Source organism: Actinomadura sp. 6N118 (genome assembly GCF_044326415.1).
In the GTDB taxonomy this organism is placed as follows: Bacteria; Actinomycetota; Actinomycetes; order Streptosporangiales; family Streptosporangiaceae; genus Spirillospora.
On record NZ_JBIRAZ010000001.1, the window covers coordinates 540,345 to 562,267 of the forward strand.

The following is a 21,923-nucleotide window of genomic DNA, read 5'->3' on the forward strand; positions in this document are numbered from 1 at the left end:
CGAGGCAGACCCAAAGGGGTTCAGGCGAGGCAGACCAGGGCGCGGCTGAGGTCCGGGTCGAGCGGGTAGCCCGGCGGGAGCCGGCGGGTGGTGGCGTCGACGAAGTCCACCGCCGACAGGTCCGCGGACTTGTCGTCCAAGGTGACCCGGTAGCCGCCCGGGATCTGCTTGATCTGGACGTCGGCCCCCTGCTCGGCGAGCACGAAGACGCCGAGACGTCCCCGCCAGGCCGTCCGCGCGGGCTCCTCCTCCGGAGTGACCGGCACCCCCACGTCGTCCGCGTGCGTCGCGAACTCCGACGCGAGGTGGAAGGCCTGCAACCCGACCGGGTATTGCCCGACCATCGTGGCCAGCGTCGCGTCCGCGCCGAGCTCGCGCATCCGCCGCCGGGTCTCGGTGCTCTTGCTCCGCCACTCGTCGAGCACCTCGCCGACCGGCAGGTTGCGGCGTTCGTCCACGGTCCATTCGTTGAAGGCGCTGAGATCCTTGACGCCCTTCTCGTCCAGGAGGGCGAACAGCCGTTCCAGATCGTTGTTCAGGCAGGCGTGGTTGTAGAGCTCCTCCCCGGCGAGATGGGCGAGGACGTCCCGCACTGCCCAGCCCTCGCAGCGGGACGGCTCTGCCCAGCCGCTCTCGTCGAGCAGGGTGAAGTACACGTCGAGCCGGGCGTACTCGGTGTCGAGGACGTCGAAAGGATTCAGATCACGAAGGGTCTCAGAGGCCATTTCGATTCCGTACCCCGAAGCGCCGCGCCTGTATCACGGCGTATGAACGGGAGGCGTTGGGTAAACGTGCTCCCAAGAGGCCTTGTCCGCGGACCCCGTTGGGGCGCAGATGAAGATCACGACCTTTGCGGGAGCGCTGGCCGCCGGGACGGCCCTCACGGGGACGGCTCTCGCAGGGTGCGGGGGAGACCCTGACACGGAGAACATGCACACCCCGGGGCGAACCCGGGCGACGCCGTCGGGCACGACCTGGACGACTTCGGCGCCGAGTGGTACTTGATCGACGCGGCCGGCGACAAGGTCCCCGGCTGACCCGTGCCCGGCTGCCCTGTGCCCCTGGCTGACTCGCGTTCCGGCTGACCCCGCGTTCCCGGCTCTGTCCGGGTGGCTCAGGTGTCGATGAAGGACTGCGGGACGATCACGCGGAGGGCGTTGCCCAGGAGCTTGACCGTCACCGGGGTCAGTCCTCGGATCTCGCCGTCCACGTCCACCGCCATGGGTGGCTCGGTCACGATCTGCACCTCGTCGGTGGTCAGGAACGCGTCCTCGTTGAGCGACCGCCACTGGCCCGTGAGCATGTGCCGGGCGGTGGCCGAGGCCAGCCGGAGCCGCCGCTCGTCCCCCAGCCGGTAGACCGCCAGCAGCCGGTCGTCGGGGCTGGCGTCGCGGGCGATGCGCTTGCCGCTGTGGTGGGCGCCGTTCGCCACGTTCAGCTGGTGGGTCAGGAGCTCCTGCGTCTCGTCGCCGATGCGGATGGTGGCCTTGAACGCCTCGTGCTGCGGCAGAAGCCGCACCGCCGTCAGCCCGTACGCGGCGCGGCCGGCCAATCGCTTGAGCCCGTGCGGAACGTTCCGCGCGACCTCGACGGACAAGCCGAGGCTGACCATGTTGGCGAAGATATGCCGCTCGTCCGGCCCCACGCCATCGGCGGTGCCGCCGTTCGCGGTGCCGCCGTTCGCAGCGCCGGTAGCCTTCGGATGGGTGCCGGTGAACCAGCCCACGTCGACGTCAGCGACCTTGCCCTCGCGCAGGGTGGTCACCGCCCGGCGCAGGTCCTGCGGCAGCTCCAGGCTGCGGGAGAAGTTGTTGGTCGTGCCCAGCGGCAGCACGCCCAGGGCGATGTCGCGGTGGGTGAGGTGGCTGACCGCCGCGGCGATCGTGCCGTCACCGCCGCCGACCACGACGAGGTCGGGCTCCAGCGCGAGCACGTCGGTGAAGATCTCGGTCAGCCGGGCCGGATCCGTCACCGGGTAGACCTGATCGAACTCAATGCCCGCCTCGGCCAGCATCCGGCGCGCGGAGCCGAACAGCCGGCGGCCGCGGCGCGACCTGGCGTTGACCACCAGAACGGCCCGGCCCTCCGTGCGGATCGCGGCTTCGAGCTCCTGTTTGCTGCGCATATGACGGTTACACTCCCTCCACCCACGGTCACCCTACCGGGCACCTGGCGGCGTGCCTGTCGGCCGTACATTTTATAAAACCTTTGCCAAGCATTGAAACTTCCTCAATGCGGGGATGTTCATAGGAAAGCGCACAAGGAATGGCCGGGGCGAAGGAATGTGGCGGTATGGGTGGCTCGGAGCGAGCTTTATTGCGGGGCTTTCGGCGTCCATTGCGCCCGGCGGACCGGCACAAGCCTCATCCCCTGCCGCGGACGACGGCGCGGCCGTCATCGGCGAACGTTCCCGCGGCTCCCGCATTCTCGATCTGGCGATCCGTTCGCCGGTGCTCGCAGTGCCGGCTCACGTGCGGCTGCTGCTGCCTTCGGGCTGGTCGCGGGACGCAGCGCGGACATGGCCCGTGCTGTGGCTGCTGCCCGGAGCGGGCAGCGGACCGGCCTTGCACACCACGTGGACGGACAATACCGATGTCGATGGGCTGACCGCCGATTTGGACGTCATCGTCGTCATGCCCGACGGCGGCCGGTGCGGCAATTACACCGACTGGTGGAATCACGGCAAAGGCGGGCCGCCGAAGTGGGAAACCTTCCATCTGGCTGAGCTCCGGCAGATCCTGGAACGCGGATACCGCGCCGGAACGGCCCGCGCCATCGCCGGTAATGGGATGGGCGGCATGGGCGCGCTGGCCTATGCGGCCCGGCACCGCGGCCTGTTCCGCGCCGCCGCCTCGTTCAGCGGACCCCTCAACACCCTCCACCGTGACCCGGGCGGGCTGGACGTGGCCGACCTGGTGGAGCTCGGCGTCGCGATCGGCTGTCCTGCCGCCGACTGGATGGACGTCTGGGGCGACCCGGACGTCCAGCGTGTGGTGTGGCGGCAGCACAACCCGTACGACCTGGCCGAACGGCTGTCCGGAGTCAGGCTCTACATCAGCTCCGGTGACGGTGACCCCGGTCCGTACGATCCGCAGCCGGGCACCGATCCCGACGTCTTGGAGTCCCTCGCGCACACGCTGGCGCTGGAGTTCAGCGGCAAGCTCAAGAAGCTGGGCATCCCGGTGTCCACGCACTTCTACAGCGGCACCCACCGCTGGCCGTACTGGCAGCGCGAACTCCACGCGGCCCTCCCGATCCTCCTCGCCGAGATCACCTGACGGCGGGAGACGGGAGACCCTGGACGGGAGACCCTAGACGGGACATGCGCCGGGAGGATCGTCAGTGGTCGCATTGCGGGTCGGCGGCGTGGTCGTGTGGTTCGGCGGCCACCGGGACATGCCGCGGCCCGTGCGGGTCCTCGCAGTGGAACTCGTCGTCGAGGTGATCGACTTCGAGGGTGGTGTGCGTGATGCCGTATGAGGAGCGCAGCAGCTCCTGCAGGTCGCGCCGTACGGCATGGCAGTCGCCCTTCGGCTCCACCAGGACGTGCGCCGAGAGCGCCGGGTAGCCGGAGCTGACCTCCCAGACGTGCAGGTCGTGTACTTCCTCCACGCAGGGGCGTTCGGCCAGCCGCGCGCCGAGCTCGGTGGGGTCGATGCCGGCGGGGGCCGCCTCCATCAGGACTCGCCCGGCGTCCCGCAGCAGCCCGTATCCGGCCTTGAGCATGAGCGCGGCCACGAACAGCGAGGCGATCACGTCCGCCCGGTTGAAGCCGGTCGTCCAGATCACCAGGCCGGCGATGGTGGTGGCGATGAACGCGTAGAGGTCGTTCAGGATGTGCTGGAACGCGCCCTCGACGTTCAGGCTGCTCCGGTTGGCCTTGCTGATCAACCAGGTCGCCGCCACGTTGACCGCGACGCCGGAGAGCGATGTCCAGAAGACGAGCTGGCCGTTGACGTCCGGCGGGGAGAGCAGCCGCTCGACGCTCTCGTACACGAAGTACGCGGCCAGCAGGAGCAGCGTCAGCCCGTTCAGCTGGGCGGAAAGGATCTCCGCGCGGCGCAGGCCGTAGGTGTAGCCGCCCTTGGGCGGCCGCACCGCGATCCGCATCGCGATCAGCGCGAAAATGATCGCGAACGCGTCGGTCATCATGTGCGCCGCGTCCGAGATCAGCGCCAGCGAGGAGGCGATCACGCCGATGGTCGCCTCGACGCTCATGTAGCCGAGGATCAGCGCGAGCGCGGCGGTCAGGTAGCGCCGGTCGGCGTTCGCGGAGACGCCGTGCCCGTGCCCGTGGCCTTGCCCCTGGCCATGGGCGCTGCCGTGGGCGTTGTCGTGGCCGCTGCCATGGCCGCTGCCATGGCCGCTGCCATGGGCGTCGATCCGCTTCCCCGGGGGGCCGTCCAGGTCCGCGCTCATGTGCCTTCCTCCAGGTGTCCGACGTGGGCGACGGCGAGCTCCAGGAGCATCCTGACGTGCGAGTCGTCCAGCCGGTAGTACGCCATCCGGCCGGATCTGCGAACCCGCACGACACGGTCGGCGCGCAGCAGGCGCAGCGCGTGCGAGACCGCGGACTCGGTGTGCCCGCAGGCGGCGGCGATGTCGCATACGCACATCTCGCCACCTTCGAGCAGCGCCATGATGATACGGAGCCGTCCCGGGTCGGAGAGTAGCCCGAAAATGCGGGCCATCTCGCCGACCGCCTCGCCATCCGGCATGGCGGCGGTGACCATCGCGACCTTTTCGGGATCGACCACGCGGATCGCGCACGCGTCCGGGGCGACATCTGAAGTACTGCTCATATGAGCAGATTACATCACCTGTGGATCACGAGGGAACCGGGTCCTCGGGCTGTTCCGGAGCGGTAGAGGTCTCGATGGTCGGCTCGGATTGGGACTCGGTCTGCTGCGAGCTCGGGGCGACCGGGGCCTCCGGCTCGGACGTCGGCTCCTGTGACGGCACGCCGTCACCGTTGGCCGGGGTGCTGGGACCACTCGTCGAGTTTCCGGTGCCGTCGGTCGGGGTGTTGTCATCGGTTCCGTTGCCGTTCGTCGGGGTGCCGGCCCCGTCGGTCGGCGTCCCGGTGCCGTCGGTGGGGTTTCCCGTGCCGTCGGTAGGAGTTCCCGTGCCGTCGGTGGGCGTCCCGGTGCCGTCGGTCGGCGTCCCAGTGCCGTCAGTTGGGGCCCCGGTGCCGTCTGTTGGGGTTCCCGTGCCGTCGGTGGGCGTCCCAGTGCCGTCGGTCGGGGTTCCGGTGCCGTCGGTGGGCGTCCCGGTGCCGTCGGTCGGGGTTCCGGTGCCGTCGGTCGGGGTTCCGGTGCCGTCGGTCGGGGGCCCCTTGGTCTCGGTAGGCGGGAGCGCTTCGGGTGGTCCGTCCACGGTCCCCAGCGTGCCGCGCGGCCGGTCGAATCCGATCTTGCCCTCCGGGTCGACCAGAATGAACACGGTCACCGCGCTCTTGGTGAATTCCCGGGGCTTGATCTTCGTAACCTTGCCCTTAGAGAAGTGCGGCCAGGAGTGGCCGGTGTATTCCGCGTCGTCAGAGGAGATCTTTCCCTCTGGTTTGGTCAAGGGATTGCCACAATTGCACTTGACGACCGGAAAACCGTACTCGTTGACCAGCACGCCCATTCCGGCCTGAAGAACGGCCGGGGACTTGGTCGGCTTTCCGTCTCGGATGCCGTGATTGGTCACGAGTGTGTCCGTGCGCAACCACACAGGCGTCAGCCGTCCGACGAACCTGGCGATCTCGTGTGGCTTGATCTTGTGCACGGCGGCCCATGCCTTCGCCTTCTCGGTGTCAACGCCCAGGAACTCCACCAGCTTGGCCGGATTACAGCTGGCAGCGTGCCGTGTACCGCCGTAGAGGCCAGGTGAGTCACCGCGCTTCGTGCCGCCCGCCTGGGTGCTGCTCGCCGTCAGCTGCACCTGATCGGTGCCGGACATCGGAGAGTACGGATCAGGGCCCGGTGTGCCCACGGCCAAGCGCGTGATCGCCGCCCCCGCGTCGCCACATCCGGTCACCAAAGCGCCGATCATTACCCAGCCCACAACCCCAGCCAGGTAAATCCGTGAATTGATCTTAGGCATCGGTCGTCCCCCGTTCAAAGCCGCGCCGTTCCTATACTATTTGATGTCAAGACGGCGTGTTTTGTGCGCGTCAAAATGCACGTAATTATCGCGAGGTCCGGATGGCAGTTCCGCTGCCCCTCAACCCGGTCGATCCCGTACGCCTGGGGCCCTATGAGGTCACCGGACGGCTCGGCACCGGCGGGCAGGGCGTCGTATTCCTCGGTCGCGACGAGAACGGGCACAACGTCGCCATCAAGCTCCTGCACGCCGAGCTGCTCGGCGACCAGCAGGCCCGCGCCCGGTTCGTCCGCGAGCTCGCCCTGCTCCAGCGCGTCGCGGGCTTCTGCACGGCCAAGATGATCGACGCGGATGTCGCCGGAGATCAGCCGTACATCGTCAGCGAGTTCGTGTCCGGCCCGTCCCTCCGTGAGCTCGTCCTCACCGAGGGCCCTCGCGTCGGCGCCGACCTCGACCGCCTCGCCATCAGCTCGGTCACCGCCCTGGCCGCCATCCACCGCGCCGGGATCGTGCATCGCGACTTCAAGCCGCAGAACGTCCTGATGGGCCCCGACGGGCCCCGAGTGATCGACTTTGGTATCGCCCGCGCTCTGGACGCCGGCGCCACCGTGACCAGCCAGGTCGTCGGCACCCCCGTCTACATGGCCCCCGAGCAGTTCCTGGGCGCGGAGGTCGGCCCGTCCGCCGACCTCCATGCCTGGGCCGCGACGCTCCTGTTCGCCGCCACCGGTGCCGACCCCTTCGGGGGCGGTCCGCTCCCCACGGTGATGTACCGGATCCTGCACGAGACCCCCGACCTCAGCGTCCTCCCACCCCAGGTCGTCGAAATCGCGGCCGCCTGCCTGGCCAAAGACCCCCAAGCCCGGCCCAACTCCCAAGAAGTCCTCCTGTGGCTCCTGGGCGACCACGAAACCCCGGCCGACCATGGCCGCCCCGGTACGCCGACCCAACCCGCCGCCCACGAACCATCCACCACCCACGACCAGCCGGGGGGACCTGGCGTATATGACCAGCCCGCCGGACCAGGCCCGGCAGGCCCACCCGGCGCGTCAGGTCGAGTTGCCGCGTACGACCAAACTGGCGGGGCGGGCGAGCCTGGTGGGGTGCGCCCACCTGGTGTTTACGGCTCCCCCGGCGAGCCCGATCGGCCTGCCGCGTACAACCAGCCCGGCGGGTCCAGTCTGTCCGGCACATCTGGGCCGCCTGGTGCGGGCGTACGTGAGCAGACAGGCGTGTTCGACCAGCCCGGTGGACGCGACCGGCCCGGTGGGTACGACCAGCCCGGCGGGTACGACCAGCCCGGTGCGGCGGGGCCGCCTGGTGCGTCGGATTGGCCTGGCGCGTACGACCAGCCTGGGGTGTACGGCCCCCCGGGTGAATCCGATCAGCCTGCCGCCTACAGCGGGCCCGGTGGACCGGGTCCGCCAGGAGTGTCAGATCGACCAGGCGCATACGGCCAGCCAGGTGCGCAGAACCAGCCCGGTGAGTCCGGCCAGCTTGGTGGGTACGTGGAGCCTGGCGTGTCAGAGCGACCGGGCGTCTACGGCCAACCGGGTGGATTCGGCCAGGCGGGTGGGGTCGGCCAACCGGGCGTTTACAACCAGCCCGAGTATGGCCCGCCTGGCGTTTCGGATTGGCCTGGCACGTACGACCAGCAGCCCCGGGCATTCGATCAACCGGGTGCGCAGTACCAGTCCGATGCGGTCGGCCCCCCAGGTGCCTACGCCCCGCCCGGCGAATACGTCCCGCCCGGTGAATACGCCCAGCCGGATGCTTACGGTCAGCCCGGTGATTACGGTCAGCCCGCTGCCTACGGCCAGGCGGCTACCCACGGTTCGACTGATGTCTACGACTGGCCCGGTGGGGCTGGCCAACCTGGGGCCGGTGATCAGGTTGGTGCCCGTGAGACTGGGACGGGTTATCGGGTGTTGCGGCGCTCGCCTGCGGTGGTGCTGGGGTTGCTGCTGGCCGCCTTGCTGTCGGCGATCGATATCTCGGCGCTGGCGTGGTTGGTCGCTAATCCGGGTCGGGAGTCGGGGCCAAAGGGAGAGTTGTTGCCTCCGGCGGCCTCCTTTGCGGTCCTGGCCATAGGCACGCTGGTGGCGGTGGTCGTGGCCTGGCGGGGGAGCAGGGCTGCGGCTTGGACGGTGCTGGTGCTACGGCTATTGCGGATCGCGGCTCCGATCGCGTGGAGCTATGTGGTGGCGCCGGACGCCACGTTCGCCGTGTACGCCGTGGTGTCGCTGGTGGCGGTGTTGTTGCTGGCGGTCGGTCTCTTCTCCCGCGACAAGTGATCTGCCGGAGCACCGTTTAAAGGTTGCGTTCAGACCACTCCTTCAGGTCGCGGCGTTCGACGGCGGCGGCCATCAGATCGGGGAACGCGTCGGGAGTGCAGGCGAACGCGGGGACGCCGAGGGAGGCCAGGGCGGCCGCGTTCTCGTGGTCGTAGGAAGGGGCGCCGTCGTCGGAGAGGGCGAGGAGCACGATGACCTGGACTCCGGCGGCGGTGAGGGCGGCGACGCGCTGGAGCATCTCGGCCCGTACGCCACCCTCGTACAGGTCGCTGATCAGCACGAAGATGCTGTCGTTCGGCCGGGTGATCAAGCCCTGGCAGTACGCGATGGCCCGGTTGATGTCGGTGCCGCCGCCGAGCTGGGTGCCGAACAGCAGCTCGACAGGGTCGTGCAGCTGATCGGTCAGGTCCACGACGGAGGTGTCGAAGACGACCAGGGAGGTACGGAGCGAGCGCATCGAGGCGAGGACCGCCCCGAACACGCTCGCGTAGACCACGGACGCGGCCATCGAGCCGCTCTGGTCGATGCACAGGACGACATCGCGCTTGACGGCCTGCTGGCGGCGGCCGTATCCGACCAGGCGTTCGGGTACGAGGGTGCGGTGCTCCGGCAGGTAGTGACGCAGGTTGACGCGGATCGTCCGTTCCCAGTCGACATCGGCCAGGCGGCGGGGACGCAGGACGCGGGCGGAACGGTCGAGAGCGCCGCCGATCGCGGAGCGGGTGCGCTGGGCGAGGCGCTTTTCCAGATCTTGAACGACCTTGCGGACGACCGTGCGGGCCGACTCACGGGCCCGGTCGGGCATCACCTGGTTGAGTGACAGGAGCGTGCCGACCAGGTGGACGTCGGGCTCCACGGCGTCGAGCATCTCGGGTTCGAGGAGGAGACGGGTGAGGTTGAGCCGTTCGATCGCGTCCTTCTGCATCACCTGGACCACGGTCGACGGGAAGTAGGTGCGGATGTCGCCGAGCCAGCGCGCCACCGAGGGCGCCGAGTCGCCCAGGCCCGCGCTGCGCCGGCCCGACTTGGCGCGCGCCTCGTCGCGGCCCCCGGTGCCGTAGAGCTTCTCCAGCGCCGCGTCCATGCGTGCTTCGTCACCCTCCAGCACGACCCCGGTGCCGTCGGCTCCGCCTTCGCCACCGAGCATGAGCCGCCAGCGCTTGAGCCGTTCTTCGCCGGACTCGGTGTTCACGTGTGGGTTTACCTGTGGATTCACGTTCGGGCCTCCCAGCCGAGGATCCGCAGGGCCGTCGCCATGGCGGGCGCGGTGCGTTCGAGGTCGAGGTCGTCGTCATCGCCGTCCGGGCGGTGGCCCCGCGCGGGCGCCGTGCCGAGGCGGCGCACCCGCTCGCCGATCGCGCGGCGTTCCGCGGTGGCGTAGGCGCCGAACGTGCGGCGCAGCAGCGGCAGGACGTCGGTGAACGAGTCGCCGCTGAGGTCCGCGATCCAGCCGTCGACCAGGCGCAACAGCTCCTCGTCGTGCACCAGGATCAGGCCGCCGCCCGACAGGAACCCCTCGATCCACGAGGCGGCCCGGTCCGGCGCGGTGCCGACCGACACGGCACGCGCCATGCGGTCGGGCACGTCCTGCAGCAGCCCGGCGTCCTGGAGCAGCCGGGTGAGGCGGCCTTCGAGAAGGCCGTGCAGGTCACGGCGGTCGACGAGGCCCCGCAGGGTACGACGCCACCGTTCACTGTGCTCGTGGGAGCCCAGCAGCGCCAGCCCGCCGTGCACGGCGTCGACATGGCCGAGCAACTCGCGGGCGGCACTGTCGTCCAGACCCGCGACGGCCGGTGGCAGCCCCACGCAGATGCGGACGATCAGCGTGTCCACGACCGACTGCAGTGGGCCTGTGCCGGTGCCGCGCACGTCGCCGTACCGCAGCGCGCGGACGAGGGACGGCAGCGCGGACATCAAATGCGCGACGTCGGTGTCGACGGCGGCCCGGTCGGCGAGCGACCGCATCACCCTCGGCAGCGCGTCGCCGAGGTCGGCCAGCAGGCAGCGTTCGGCGACCGACGTGAGCTCGGCGAGCGTCTCCGCCTGCGCGGCCATCGCCTCGGCGCGCGCGGACGCCGCGCCGTGGACGGTGGTGCCCCACGCGCTCGCCTCGATCAGCTCCACGTCGAACTCCGGCCGCCACATCAGCGTCCACGTCTCACGGAAGGTGCCCTTGGACGCCCTGCCGTTGCCCTCGGCGGGCACGCCCCAGTCCACGTTCAGCAGGCGCAGCCGGTGGAGCAGGTGGCTCCGTTCAAGATCGGTGGGCTTGCGCAGGTCGAGATCCTGCTCCTTGTCGAGAGCGGACGGCTTGAGGCGCAGCCGCCGCTGCTCGGACTGCAGATCGCGCTGCAACGGCACCATGGGGGTGCGCTCGGGTACGGATCCGAGCCGTTCACCCACGACCATCTTGCGCTGGATCAACTCGACCGGCAGGTCCGCGCCCTCGCAGAGCACGGCGCGGGTCGCCTCGGTGACCTCGTCGAGCCCCGCCAGCGGCCGGCCGCGCAGCGCCGCGAGCGCCTCCGCGAGCCTTACCGCCTCGATGACATGGGCGGACGAGACGTGCAGGTCCTCCTCGCGCAGCACCCGCGCGGCGTCGGTCAGCCACCGCTCGATCGGCCGGTCCGGCGCCGCGAACAGATGGTGGTACCAGCCCGGCGATCGCACGCCCGCCCCGTAGCCCGAACGGTTGGCCAGCCTGCCATGCGTCCACGGCACCCAGGTCATCGCGACCTTGGCCTTGGGCAGCCCGCGCAGTGTCTGCTCGTCCTTGGACGCGGTGACCTTCGCCTGCAAGGCCGGAACATGCCACGCGCCGCACACCACCGCGACCCGCTCGTACCCCTCCTTGAGCGTGCGCCGCAACGTCCGGCGCATGTAGGCCTCGCGCTGCTCCTCGCGCCGGAGATAACCGGGCGGCAGCGCACCCGTCACCTCGGCCTCGGGCAACGCGGCCAATTGCTCGCGCAGCTCGGCCATCGCCTCCGCGATCGCCGGGAACGGCGACGGCCCGTCGTCCCGATGCTCGACGACGTCGTCCCACCACCGCTCCGCGTCGTCGTAACCGGCCGCCTTGGCCAGCCATCCCAGCGGATCAAGCCGGATCCGCTGCTCAGCCGTCAACTCGGCGTCCGGCGGCTCGTCGGTGTTAGGCGGTTCGTCGGTGTTAGGCGGTTCGTTGGTATCGGGCGGCTCGTGGGCTTTGGGTGGTTCGTTGGTGCTGGATGGTTCGTTGGGATTGGACGAGTCGTCTGTTGTCTCGGGCGTGTTCGGAACGAGTTGGTGGGCGGCGGGCAGGTCGCAGAAGTGGACGGGGACGCCGGTGCTCAGAGCGTGGCGGATGGCTTGCCACTCGGGGCTGAACTCGGCGAACGGCCAGAAGGCGGCCTGGCGGTCGGAACCCTCGGCGGCGTCGTCCACCGGGGCCTTGCCGGGGGCGTAGGCCAGCAGGGCCACCGGCGGGACCATGCCGTCGTCGCCGGCCAGCTCGATGAGCGGGTCGGCCTCCGGCGGGCCCTCGATGAGGATCGCGTCGGGCTTGAAGTCTTCCAGCGCCCGCCGGACCGCCCGTGCCGAGCCGGGGCCGTGATGCCGGATCCCGTACACCTCGACCTGTGCGCCCATGGTCAGGAGACCTCCCGGCAGGCGCGGTAGAAGTCGAGCCACTCGGGGCGTTCGCGGACGACGGTCTCCAGGTATTCCTGCCAGACGACGCGGTCGGACACCGGATCCTGGACGACGGCGCCCACGATGCCGCCCGCGACGTCGGCGGCGCGCAGCACACCGTCGCCGAAGTGCGCCGCCAGCGAGAGCCCGCTGGTGATCACGGAGATGGCCTCGGCGGTGCTGAGCGTGGCGGACGGGGACTTGAGCTTGGTGCGGCCGTCGCTGGTGAGGCCGCCGCGCAGCTCGCGGAAGACGGTCACGACCCGGCGGATCTCCTCCAGCCCGGCCGGGGCCTCGGGGAGCTCGAGGGCGGTGCCGAGCTGGTCGACGCGGCGCGCGACGATGTCCACTTCGTCGTCCACCGTGTCGGGCAGCGGCAGCACCACCGTGTTGAACCGGCGGCGCAGCGCGCTGGACAGCTCGTTGACGCCGCGGTCGCGGTCGTTGGCGGTGCCGATGACCGTGAAGCCCTTGCGCGCCTGGACCTCGGTGTTGAGCTCCGGCACAGGAAGGGTCTTCTCGGACAGGATTGTGATCAGCGTGTCCTGGACGTCGCTGGGCATGCGGGTGAGCTCTTCGATGCGGGCGACGGCGCCGGTACGCATCGCACGCATCAGCGGGCTCTCCACAAGGGCCTGCGGGGACGGGCCTTCGGCGAGGAGGCGCGCGTAGTTCCACCCGTACCGGACCGCCTCCTCGGCCGTGCCCGCCGTGCCCTGCACCAGCAGGGTCGAGTCGCCGCTGACGGCGGCGGCCAGGTGCTCGGACACCCAGGTCTTGGCCGTGCCGGGAACACCGAGCAGCAGCAGAGCCCGGTCGGTGGCCAGCGTCGCCACGGCGACCTCCATCAGCCGCCGCGGGCCGATGTACTTGGGGCTGATCTCCGAGCCGTCCGGCAATGTCCCGCCGAGGAGGTACGTGGTGACCGCCCACGGCGACAACCGCCAGCCGGGCGGGCGCGGCCGGTCGTCGTGCTCGGCCAGGCGGGCCAGCTCACCGGCGTATTCCTGCTCGGCGTGCGGCCTGAGCACGGTGGCGTCGATGGCGCCGGCTTCGATATCAGGTGTCACCCGATCCGATGTCACGCGGAAAGCTCCTTCAGCATCTCGTGGCGGAAACGCAGGGTCTCGGTCAGTTCGTGCAAGGCGCGCGTCGCGACCGTTCCCGAGCCGACGACGCGCACGGCGGGACCGGTACCCGTGCCTGGCTCGGTGCTTGATTCGGTGGCGAGGCGGTGTGCGAGCGCTTCCAGGCGAGGGCCTGCCTCGGGAACGAGGCGCTGGTCGGCCAGCCTGCACAGCTGGGTCAGGGTGTGCTCGTAGCGCTGCGAGGAACGTTCGGCGGCGCTCGCCAGCGTCGCGACGACCGCGTCGGCCAGGTCCCCCGACCAGGGGCCCGGGATGCGTTCGAGAACGCGCAGCAGGTCGGGATTGCCCTCCACCCACCGGATCAGCCGGGCCGCCGCGACGTCGCGTTCGGCCGCGGGCAGGATCGCGAGGAGATCGGCGAGCGCCTCCGGCTCGTCCACCACCACGCCGCCCTTGAGCAGCGCGCGGGCCCATTCGGCGTCGCGCTGGCGCAGCGCGGCGCGCGCCCAGCCGATGTGCACATCACGGGCGCCGCGTGCGTCCCGGTCGACCGCGTCCGCGACGGGCAGGCAGACGATCTCCATCGGCGGCAGGCCGAACAGCTCGGTCCAGGTGGTCAGCGGCGTACGGGCGAGGATCTCCCGCAGCCATCCAGCGCGGGCGCCGACCGGCCCGCCCGCCCGGCCTCCCGGCGCGAACGAGCCGGTGGGGTGGAACGGCACGCCGTCGCGCGCCATGTCCTCGTCGTGCTCGTGCGGCGCCTCGACCACGACCCAGGTCTGCCTGCGCTCCCGTACGGTCCGGAGCTCGGGCCGGACGCATTCACGTGCCCGGACCGCCATCCGCCGGCCGTACGCCGAGCCGGGGAGCCGCGCGAGCAGATCCGAGGCGAGCTGCCGGACGTCCTTGCCGCGATCTTCCAGGGCCTCTTCCAGGAACTCCTCGTCGTCCGCCGACAGGCCGTGCTCGAACGTGGCGAGGAACGCGGCGCGGTCTGGCGCGGGCTCCTTGGCCCAGGTCTCCCGCAGGGCCTGCCGAGCCTGGCCGGGGTCGGTGCCACGCAGGCGGATCAGGTGTGCGACCCGCTGGTTGCGCGTGCCGGTCTCCCACACGTCCGGGCCGCCGCCGGGATCGTCACCGGCCCCGACGAGGTAAGCCCAGTCGGTGTTCTGAAGGGCCAGCCACACGCCGCGTCGCCCGGCCGCCCGGACGATCGCGGGCCGCAACATCCGGTCACTGCGTCCCTTTTCGAGCAGCTCGGGCAGCAACCGAGCGGGAACGCGGAGTCCGTTGGCCGCCGCCGCCTCAAGCCACTCGGGCAGCACCCTGATCTGCTCGCCCCGGAGGATGCGTGCCAGCCGTCCCGCCGCCGCTTTCGACGCCGCCGGAACATCCTCCGCCGGCGCGGGCGCGATCAACGCGGGCGCGTCCGCCGCCGCAGCCTGGCCCGTGCCCACGCTGCCCGTGCCCACGCTGCCCGTGCCCACGCTGCCCGTGCCCACGCTGCCCGTGCCCACGCTGCCCGTGCCCACGCTGCCCGTGCCGACCCCGCCCGTGCCTACCCTGCCCGGCTGGAAACCCGCACGCCGCTGAACGGTCAGCAGCGCGGCCTGGTCGAGCAGCCGCCCCGCCTCGTCCGAGGCCTGCTCGGTCGCCGGCTGGTCGGGGAGGGCCGGGGCGGGGCGGCGCTGGGTGCCGAGGAGGGCTGCGGTGACGTGCTCGTTCCAGGTGCTCAAAGGATCACGACCCCCTCGTCTTCGTGCCAGGCTGACAGCGGGCGGAGCCCGCGCGGGCCCCATTCTCCGACGAGCGTGAACTGGGCGCCGCCCGAGACCGCCAGCAGCCGCCACGGATCGGTCGGCCGGAGCGGGAGCGAGTCGCCATCGGCATCGACGATGTGCAGGGCCGCCGGGGCCGACCGCGCCAGGCGTACGGAACGGAGCACCGCGGGCCAGCGGGCGAGCCACGGATCGCGGGCGAGCGCCGCAGCGTGCTCGGCCAGGAACCCGCGTATGGACGTCCCGCCCGGAGCCGCCGCCGCGGTGGTGCCGAGCCGTTCGGCCACCAGGGCCCGCAGCGGCTGGGCACCCGGATAGAACGCCAGCTCCGCCTCCACCTCGGTGCCGACCACCAGCGACACGTCCAGCGGCCGCCCGGGGACCCCGAACGACAACACCAGCGCGGGCCGCCCGCTATCGCGGCCGCGCAGCCAGACCCGGCGCGTGGTCAGCCGGTCTTGCTCGGAGTCGCGCGCGCCCGCCACGTACCACCGGTCGCGGACCCGCTCGCCCTGGGCCAGCACCTCGTCCTGCGCGAGCGTGAACCCGACCCGCGACCGCACGGTGTCGCGCAACTCCTGAGGCAGCCGGTCACGCCTCTGATGCGCCCGTACGAGCAGCCGCATCAAGGCGTACTCCTCCAGCAGGCGATCGGGCCAGCCCGGCTGCCGTGGCACGGCGGCCAGGCCGCGGACCTGGCCCGCCAGGGCGCTCGCCTGCGCGTCGACCAGCCGCCGGGCGACGTCGTCCCACATCCGGTACGGGGCCTTCTCGGCCTGCGCGAGCCCGTGCGTCACCTGATCGCGCAGCCACTGGTCGAGCTCGGCGAGGCCGTCGTCGACGCGGCGCTCCCGCCGCTCGGCGGTCTTGGGATCTCTGGTCCGGCCCTCGGACGCCGCGGCCGCACCCGCGGCCGCCTTGCGTTCGGCGGCCTTATCGGCCCGCTCCTGCCGTTCGTGGAGCCATTCGGAGACCCAGCCAGGACGGGGCCCGGCGCCGACCGTTCCGTCGCTCCACAACAGCAGCAGACCGAGGGCGTGCTTACACGGGAATTTGCGGCTCGGGCAGGAACACCGGAATGCGGGCTCGGTCAGATCGGCGCACGTGCGATAGACGCTTTTACCGCTGCCCTGACACTCGCCCCAGACCGCCTCTCCATCGCTGCCCGTTTCGCTCCATTTGGCCGGTCTGGCCACGGCACCGGCGGCCCTGGCCGACGCCGGATCCGGCGCCAGGCCGAGCACCTGCTCCCGCCCCCATCGATCGCTCACATTGTCGAAACTATCGGCAAGGTCGGACATTCACCGGCCTTTTCCCGGCCGCAGGTTTTCCGTCGCTCTTGACTCAGGTGCGGAAGGGGCCGCTGACGCAATACGTGATCCCGCCGGAGGACGAGCCGGATGTGCCGCGCTGGGACGAGAAGTACAGGCGGTTGCCGGCCGGGTTGAACGCGGGCCCGCAGATCTCTGACGACGACTGCCCGTTGATCCGCAGGAAGACGGAGATCGTGTCGTTCGGGGTGATCATGCAGATCTCCATGTTGCCGCCGTCCTCGGCCACGTAAAGATCGCCGAAGCTCGACCCGGTGACATTGTCGACGCCGGTCAGCGGCGCCGGTCCCGGGTTCACGAGGTTGTCGTCGTACGCGAGCTCGTACGTGCTGTTGGCGAGATTGACCTGCCAGACGCGGTTGTCGCCCTTGGTCGTGAACCACACCGTGTCGTTCGCGTAGTAGCAGCCCTCGCCGCCGTTGAACCTCTTGGCGCCCGAGACCTGGTTGCGCGTGGCGGTAGGGGAGCCATCCGGGTCCGGGACCGTTCCCCACGTGAACGAGCCTGACGTGGCGGTCCCGGCCCTGAGGACCTGCAGCGTCCCCGCCGACAGATCTCCCCATGTGCTGGGAACGAACCGGTAGAAGCATCCGTCGCTCTTGTCCTCAGTGAGGTAGACGGCCTGCCGCACGGGATCGGCCGCCGCCGCCTCGTGGTTGAAGCGCCCCATGGCGGGCCTTACCGCCGCCGTACCGCCGAACGGGTACGTCTCCCAGACGCGGCCGGTGTCGACCTCTTCGCAGGACAGCCAGGTGTTCCAGGGCGTCTTGCCGCCGGCACAGTTGCGGTTGGTGCCCGACAGGATCCGCGACGCGCCCGTCACCGTTCCCGAGGAGTTGAACCGCAACATCGAGGCCCCACCGCCCGCGCTGCTGCTGACCTCGGCGTTCGAGACATAGATCCACCCGGTGCCGTCCGCGAAGCAGGCGCCGCCGTCAGGCGCGTCATGCCAGGTGTAGGAGGTGCCAGAGACCGTCTGCCGCGAACGGGCGACGATCTGGCTCGTGAAGCCCGCCGGAAGCTGGATGCCGCGGGCGTCGGCGGCCTGGAGCGGGCCGTAGGGGCTGGCCGCGTTCTGTGCCGGGGCGGCGAGGGCGGCGTTCTGCCACAACGTCCCGGAGAAGGCGACGGCGCCGGTGCCGAGGACCGAGGCGCGGAGGAAGTTACGGCGTTCCATCGAGGTCTCCTGTCAGGGGGGTGAGGAGGACGATCAGTTGCCGAGGTTGTGCGGAGGGTGAGGCTGCGCCGAGATTAGAGAAGGCATTGAACGTTCGCCGGTGACATGGATGAACGGCGGATTGACGGGGACTGTCCGCTTTTGCGTGCCCAGATCATCCGGACTCCACACGGCTTCCGTTCGCGCGGAGTTTCCCCAATCGGCGTCCGGACGCGACCGGAACGTCGGCCGGCATGGACACGCTCTCGGCCGTGAAGGTCGCCATCGTGACCGAGTCGTTCCTGCCCCAGGTGAACGGGGTCACCAACTCGGTCTGCCGTGTTCTCGAGCACCTCGACGCCCTGGGCCACGAGGCCCTCATCATCGCGCCCGGCCGGGGGCCCCGGAGCGCGGGTCCGACTGGGCCGGGTCCGGACTGCTATGCCGGGGCTCCGGTGCGGTACGTCCGCAGCGTCGCCCTCCCGTTCTATCCATCGTTCGTCCTAGGGCTGCCTACGCGCCGGGTGATGTCGGCGCTAGCGGAGTTCGAGCCGGATGTCGTGCATCTGGCCTCGCCGTTGGTGTTGGGCACGTCAGGCGCCGCCGCTGCGCGCAGACTCGATGTGCCGTGCGTGGCTGTGTTCCAGACCGATATCGCCGGTTTCGCGCGGCGGTACGGGTTCCGCGGCACCGGCTCGATCATCTGGTGGTGGCTGCGCCGCCTGCACCGGCGTACCGACCGGACGCTCGCGCCTTCCACACCCGTATTGGCCGAGCTAGAACGACGTGGTGTGCCCAGGCTTGCGCTCTGGGGCCGCGGGGTGGATCGGCGCCGCTTCAACCCTGACCATCGTTCGGCCGCCCTGCGCGCGCGCCTAGCACCTAAAGGCGAGGTGCTCGTGGGGTACGTGGGGAGGCTCGCGGCTGAGAAGCGCCCACGAATGCTCACCCGACTGGTCGGCATCCCCGGAGCACGTCTCGTCATTGTCGGGGACGGACCCGAGGAAGAACGGCTGAGACGCCAGCTGCCCGAGGCTGTATTCACGGGCTTCCGTACCGGCACCGAACTGTCTGAGCTGATCGCATCGCTTGACGTCTTCGTTCACACCGGCGCGGACGAGACGTTCTGCCAGGCGATCCAGGAGGCCCTGGCCGCCGGCGTTCCGGTGGTGGCGCCGGCGGCGGGAGGCCCGCTGGACCTCGTCCGGCCTGGTTTCAACGGGCTGCTGTACGCGCCGGACGACGACGCCGAGATGCGCGCCGCGGTGAACACGCTGGTGACCGACCCCGCGCTGCGCCGCCGCATGGCCGCATGCGCTGTGGAATCCGTCCAGGGCCGCGGCTGGGCGGCGGTATGCGACGAGCTGATCGAGCACTACCGCGAGCTCACGGGCACGACGACGGAACGCCAGAACGCCGCCGGGCATGCGGCAGAACGCGGACCGACGGCTGAGCGAGAGGAGAGTGCTGCGTGAGCAAGCGTGCCGAGTTCCGGTTCGTGGTGTCGGTGCACGATGTGGCCGCGAGCACCGCCGAGCCGGTGGCTCAGTGGCTGGCCGATCTGGACGAACGAGGCGTCCCGGCGACGTTGCTCCTCATCCCCGGGCCGTTCGGCGGCGGGCCGGCGCTGGCGGGCGCGCCCGATTTGGTGTCGTTCGTTCACAAGGCCGTCGGACGGGGGCACGAGCTCGCGTTGCACGGCTTCCTGCACGAGGGCGTGCCCGGTGGTCCGCGCTGGCGTCACCACGTGAACCAGCTGGTGGCACGTGGTGCCGGGGAGTTCTGGTCCCTGACCGAGGACCAGGCGCGCGAACGGCTGCGGGCAGGCCTGGAGGTGCTCGCGGACGCGGACATCGGGGTCGTGGGGTTCACCCCTCCGGGTTGGCTGGCCTCTCCAGGGACCCGGCGTGCCCTGGCAGCCCTTGGATTCGCCTACTGGACGAGCCATCTGGCGGTGCATCGCCTCCCGGACGGGCCGATCGTCCGTATGCCGGCGCTCTCGCACCGGCCCGGCGGGATTGGTGAACGCACAGGCGCTCACCTGATGGTCGAGGCGTCTCGTACGTTCACGCGCACGCGTATGCCGTTCCGCATCGCCCTGCACCCAGCCGACCTCGCCAGGCCGGGTCTTCGCCGTGCCGCACTCGCAGCCATCGACCAGACGGTGGCCGCAGGCGGCAGGCCAGTGACGTACGAGACGTTGGTGACAGAGTGAGATTGGCGACAGGGTGAGAGTCGTACAACTGGCGAACCTCTACAGTCCTGTCTCCGGCGGGCTCCGCACGGCCGTGGACCGTCTCGGCAGGGGGTACGTGGAGGCAGGCCACAGACGTGCCCTCGTCATTCCGGGGCCTGCGTACACGCGCAGGCAGACCGAGGCGGGTCTCGTCATCACTGTCCCCGGCCCATCGGTGGCACCCGGCTACCGCTTCGTCCTTGATCCTCGCCCGGTGCTGCGCGTCCTGGGGCGGTTGCGGCCGGACGTCATCGAGGTATCCGACAAGGCGACCCTCACCGTGGCCGCCCGCTGGGGGCGCCGCCGAGGTGTGCGCACGGTGTTGTTCTCCCATGAGCGGCTGGACGCCATCCTCGCGCCGCGTACGCCTGGCTGGGTGCCCCTAGAGGCGGTTGCGGACCGCTGGAACCGCCGCTTGGCCGCGGCCTTCGACGCGGTTGTGGTCACGTCTGCGTTCGCCGCCGCAGAGTTCGCCAGGGTAGAAGCCCCCGCCCTCCACCGCGTCCCCCTTGGCGTGGACCTGGACACCTTCCACCCCGTGCAACCTTCGCTGTCAGCTGCCGCAAGGCCGCTAGGCCCCGTAGGCCTCACAGGCCCTGCAAGCCCCGTACGCCTCGTACACCTTGGGCGGCTTTCGACAGAGAAGCGGCCGGATCTCGCGCTCAACACCGTGGCAGAGCTCCATCGGCGCGGTGTCCACGTGCACCTGGACGTGATCGGCGATGGTCCGCTGTCCGGCACGCTGCGGGGAATCGCGCAGCGCGACGACCTGCCGGTCCGTTTCCACGGTCACGTGCCCGGTCGTGCGGACATCGCCCGACTCCTCGCCAGCGCGGATGTCGCGCTCGCCCCCTGCCCGGTCGAGTCGTTCGGCCTGGCGGTCCTGGAGGCGCTCGCCTGCGGCACGCCCGTGGTCGCGGCCGATCGAGGAGCGGCGCACGAGCTGCTCGTTCCCGGCGCGGGCGTGGCGGTGCCGCCCACCCCGGAGGCCTTCGCGGACGGCGTGCAGCAGATCCTCCGTTTGCCCGCCGACCACCGCCGTAAGGCCGCCAGGGCCCGTGCCGAGCGTTACCCCTGGGACGCCACCGTCACCGGCATGCTCGACGTCCTCGCAGAGGGGGTGTCCTAACGGCCGCGGCCCTTGCCCACAGTGGGCCGGGAACGCTTGTGGTGCTTGCGAAGCCGGGCTCTGCGCTTGCGGTGATACTTGGCGCGATCAAGCTTTTTCTGGGCCATGTGTCATCGTGTTCTCGATCTACGGAAGAGCCCAGAGCCATGACCGCTTCCGGCCCTCCTGAGCTAGAAGCCGGGCGGCTGGGGGAGCGAAGCGGTGTCGGGGGCCAGAAGCACGCCGCCGGTGCCGAGGGCAACGAGCGCCACGATGCCGAAGAGGCTTACCCAGGCGAGGCCGGGGACGCCGGTCAGGTGGGCCAGCTGGTCGGCGTCAGAGGTGGGGGCCCTGCGCTGCGCACGCATGCGCTGGAGCTCGACAACGGGGCGGGCGGCGGCGAAGAGCAGGAACCACGCGGCCAGGTAGGCGAACCCGGCCTGGGTCCGGTCACCCCCGAGCCACGAGACGCAGAAGATGATCGCGATGACGGCGAGGACGGAGAACACGCCGTAGGGGTTGCGGATCATCACGAGCATGGCGCCGAGCAGCGCCAGTGAGAGCCACAACATGAGGGTGATGCGCCCGCCGGCGAGCAGCGCCGCGAAGAGCAGGCCGAGGAGCGGCGGCGTGAGATAGCCCGCCATGGCCGTGAAGACCATCCCGGGGCCGTGCGGCTTGCCTCGCGAGACGGTGACGCCAGAGGTGTCGGAGTGGAGCTTGATGCCGTCCAGTTTGCGGCGCGTGACCAGGGCGATCAGCGCGTGCCCGCCCTCGTGCGCGATGGTCACCACGTTGCGCGCGACGCGCCAGGTGGGGCCGTGGGCCACCGCCGCGAAGGCGATGAGGCCCACCAGGATGACCAGCCACCACGGCGGGGTCTGCTGCGTGCCCGTCACTTGGTCCCACAGCTCAGAGATGCTTACCTGTTCCACGTCCACCCCGGGTTGTCGTTCGGCGTCCCAAGGTTAGGACGTTCGGGATAAGTGCCGCGTTCGGTTCCGTTCGGTTCCGTTAGGTAACGCTTTGTCAGGGACACACTCAAGATCGGCGACGCCACCGCGCCGCGCTCGACGATCACTGTCCAGGTCCTGTCCAACTGCGGGCCCTGCCGCTCGGGTGAACACCCCTCCCGCACGCCTGGTCACCCGCCGTGACCTGGGCTGTTACTGATGT

17 protein-coding genes are annotated in these 21,923 nt (G+C 70.5%); 5 read left to right on the forward strand and 12 right to left on the reverse strand.

Annotated elements, in window-relative coordinates; all coding sequences use genetic code 11:
- Positions 1-20: 20 nt before the first annotated feature.
- Both ACH34W_RS02410 and ACH34W_RS02415 read right to left on the reverse strand, forming a co-directional pair.
- Complete coding sequence (locus ACH34W_RS02410; RefSeq protein ID WP_395958986.1) at positions 21-725, reverse strand: maleylpyruvate isomerase family mycothiol-dependent enzyme; 705 nt, start codon at positions 723-725, stop codon at positions 21-23.
- Between the two features lie 389 nt (positions 726-1,114).
- Complete coding sequence (locus ACH34W_RS02415; protein WP_395958987.1) at positions 1,115-2,125, reverse strand: diacylglycerol/lipid kinase family protein; 1,011 nt, start codon at positions 2,123-2,125, stop codon at positions 1,115-1,117.
- 157 nt (positions 2,126-2,282) lie between these two features.
- On the opposite strand from ACH34W_RS02415, the gene ACH34W_RS02420 reads away from it, so the two are divergent.
- Complete coding sequence (locus ACH34W_RS02420; RefSeq protein WP_395958988.1) at positions 2,283-3,278, forward strand: alpha/beta hydrolase; 996 nt, start codon at positions 2,283-2,285, stop codon at positions 3,276-3,278.
- A 61-nt stretch (positions 3,279-3,339) separates the two neighbouring features.
- Here the strand turns inward: ACH34W_RS02420 and ACH34W_RS02425 are convergent, their stop codons facing one another.
- From ACH34W_RS02425 to ACH34W_RS02435, 3 genes are read right to left on the reverse strand one after another with little or no spacing between them, the layout of a single operon-like run.
- The gene (locus ACH34W_RS02425) at positions 3,340-4,419 is read right to left on the reverse strand and encodes a cation diffusion facilitator family transporter (protein ID WP_395958989.1); all 1,080 of its coding nucleotides are present in this window, start codon (positions 4,417-4,419) and stop codon (positions 3,340-3,342) included.
- Positions 4,416-4,802: an ArsR/SmtB family transcription factor gene (locus ACH34W_RS02430; protein ID WP_395958990.1), complete on the reverse strand. Its 387-nt coding sequence runs from the start codon at positions 4,800-4,802 to the stop codon at positions 4,416-4,418. The genes ACH34W_RS02425 and ACH34W_RS02430 overlap by 4 nt, the downstream gene beginning before the upstream one ends.
- A gap of 25 nt (positions 4,803-4,827) precedes the next feature.
- Positions 4,828-5,943 carry a DUF6777 domain-containing protein gene (locus ACH34W_RS02435; RefSeq protein ID WP_395958991.1) on the reverse strand — a complete coding sequence of 372 codons (1,116 nt, stop codon included), beginning with the start codon at positions 5,941-5,943 and terminating at the stop codon, positions 4,828-4,830.
- Positions 5,944-6,188: 245 nt separating this feature from the next.
- Between ACH34W_RS02435 and ACH34W_RS02440 the strand changes: the two genes are divergently transcribed.
- A complete protein-coding gene (locus ACH34W_RS02440) occupies positions 6,189-8,381 on the forward strand; it encodes a protein kinase (protein ID WP_395958992.1) in 2,193 nt (730 codons plus the stop codon).
- Between the two features lie 16 nt (positions 8,382-8,397).
- Here the strand turns inward: ACH34W_RS02440 and ACH34W_RS02445 are convergent, their stop codons facing one another.
- The 6 genes from ACH34W_RS02445 to ACH34W_RS02470 form a co-directional block, all read right to left on the reverse strand.
- Entirely contained in the window at positions 8,398-9,528 is a 1,131-nt protein-coding gene (locus tag ACH34W_RS02445; RefSeq protein WP_395959291.1) for a VWA domain-containing protein, read from the reverse strand.
- 65 nt (positions 9,529-9,593) lie between these two features.
- Positions 9,594-12,008, reverse strand: a complete 2,415-nt coding sequence (locus ACH34W_RS02450) for a DUF5682 family protein (protein WP_395958993.1) — start codon at positions 12,006-12,008, stop codon at positions 9,594-9,596.
- A 2-nt stretch (positions 12,009-12,010) separates the two neighbouring features.
- The gene (locus ACH34W_RS02455; protein WP_395959292.1) at positions 12,011-13,093 is read right to left on the reverse strand and encodes an AAA family ATPase; all 1,083 of its coding nucleotides are present in this window, start codon (positions 13,091-13,093) and stop codon (positions 12,011-12,013) included.
- 38 nt (positions 13,094-13,131) lie between these two features.
- Positions 13,132-14,874 (reverse strand): DUF5691 domain-containing protein, encoded by a 1,743-nt coding sequence (locus tag ACH34W_RS02460; RefSeq protein ID WP_395958994.1) that lies wholly within the window; start codon positions 14,872-14,874, stop codon positions 13,132-13,134.
- A complete protein-coding gene (locus tag ACH34W_RS02465; protein WP_395958995.1) occupies positions 14,871-16,187 on the reverse strand; it encodes an SWIM zinc finger family protein in 1,317 nt (438 codons plus the stop codon). The genes ACH34W_RS02460 and ACH34W_RS02465 overlap by 4 nt, the downstream gene beginning before the upstream one ends.
- 73 nt (positions 16,188-16,260) lie before the next feature.
- A complete protein-coding gene (locus tag ACH34W_RS02470; RefSeq protein WP_395958996.1) occupies positions 16,261-17,424 on the reverse strand; it encodes an alkaline phosphatase PhoX in 1,164 nt (387 codons plus the stop codon).
- Positions 17,425-17,657: 233 nt separating this feature from the next.
- Here ACH34W_RS02470 and ACH34W_RS02475 point away from each other — a divergent pair, with 233 nt between their 5' ends.
- The 3 genes from ACH34W_RS02475 to ACH34W_RS02485 are packed head-to-tail and all read left to right on the forward strand — an operon-like array spanning position 17,658 to position 20,768.
- On the forward strand, positions 17,658-18,878 hold the full coding sequence (locus ACH34W_RS02475; protein ID WP_395958997.1) for a glycosyltransferase family 4 protein: 1,221 nt from the start codon (positions 17,658-17,660) through the stop codon (positions 18,876-18,878).
- Positions 18,875-19,618, forward strand: coding sequence for a DUF2334 domain-containing protein (locus tag ACH34W_RS02480; RefSeq protein WP_395958998.1), 744 nt, complete (start codon positions 18,875-18,877; stop codon positions 19,616-19,618). Before ACH34W_RS02475 ends, ACH34W_RS02480 begins: the two co-directional genes overlap by 4 nt.
- 13 nt (positions 19,619-19,631) lie before the next feature.
- The gene (locus ACH34W_RS02485) at positions 19,632-20,768 is read left to right on the forward strand and encodes a glycosyltransferase (RefSeq protein WP_395958999.1); all 1,137 of its coding nucleotides are present in this window, start codon (positions 19,632-19,634) and stop codon (positions 20,766-20,768) included.
- Between the two features lie 170 nt (positions 20,769-20,938).
- Here ACH34W_RS02485 and ACH34W_RS02490 read toward each other — a convergent pair whose 3' ends face one another.
- Entirely contained in the window at positions 20,939-21,682 is a 744-nt protein-coding gene (locus ACH34W_RS02490; RefSeq protein ID WP_395959000.1) for a M50 family metallopeptidase, read from the reverse strand.
- Between the last annotated feature and the right edge of the window lie 241 nt (positions 21,683-21,923).

Coding starts and splice junctions, on each gene's coding strand:
- ACH34W_RS02410 (WP_395958986.1), bottom strand. CDS start 725: ATGGCCTCTGAGACCCTTCGTGATCTGAATCCTTTCGACGTCCTCGAC.
- ACH34W_RS02415 (WP_395958987.1), bottom strand. CDS start 2,125: ATGCGCAGCAAACAGGAGCTCGAAGCCGCGATCCGCACGGAGGGCCGG.
- ACH34W_RS02420 (WP_395958988.1), top strand. CDS start 2,283: ATGTGGCGGTATGGGTGGCTCGGAGCGAGCTTTATTGCGGGGCTTTCG.
- ACH34W_RS02425 (WP_395958989.1), bottom strand. CDS start 4,419: ATGAGCGCGGACCTGGACGGCCCCCCGGGGAAGCGGATCGACGCCCAT.
- ACH34W_RS02430 (WP_395958990.1), bottom strand. CDS start 4,802: ATGAGCAGTACTTCAGATGTCGCCCCGGACGCGTGCGCGATCCGCGTG.
- ACH34W_RS02435 (WP_395958991.1), bottom strand. CDS start 5,943: ATGTCCGGCACCGATCAGGTGCAGCTGACGGCGAGCAGCACCCAGGCG.
- ACH34W_RS02440 (WP_395958992.1), top strand. CDS start 6,189: ATGGCAGTTCCGCTGCCCCTCAACCCGGTCGATCCCGTACGCCTGGGG.
- ACH34W_RS02445 (WP_395959291.1), bottom strand. CDS start 9,528: ATGCTCGGTGGCGAAGGCGGAGCCGACGGCACCGGGGTCGTGCTGGAG.
- ACH34W_RS02450 (WP_395958993.1), bottom strand. CDS start 12,008: ATGGGCGCACAGGTCGAGGTGTACGGGATCCGGCATCACGGCCCCGGC.
- ACH34W_RS02470 (WP_395958996.1), bottom strand. CDS start 17,424: ATGGAACGCCGTAACTTCCTCCGCGCCTCGGTCCTCGGCACCGGCGCC.
- ACH34W_RS02475 (WP_395958997.1), top strand. CDS start 17,658: ATGGACACGCTCTCGGCCGTGAAGGTCGCCATCGTGACCGAGTCGTTC.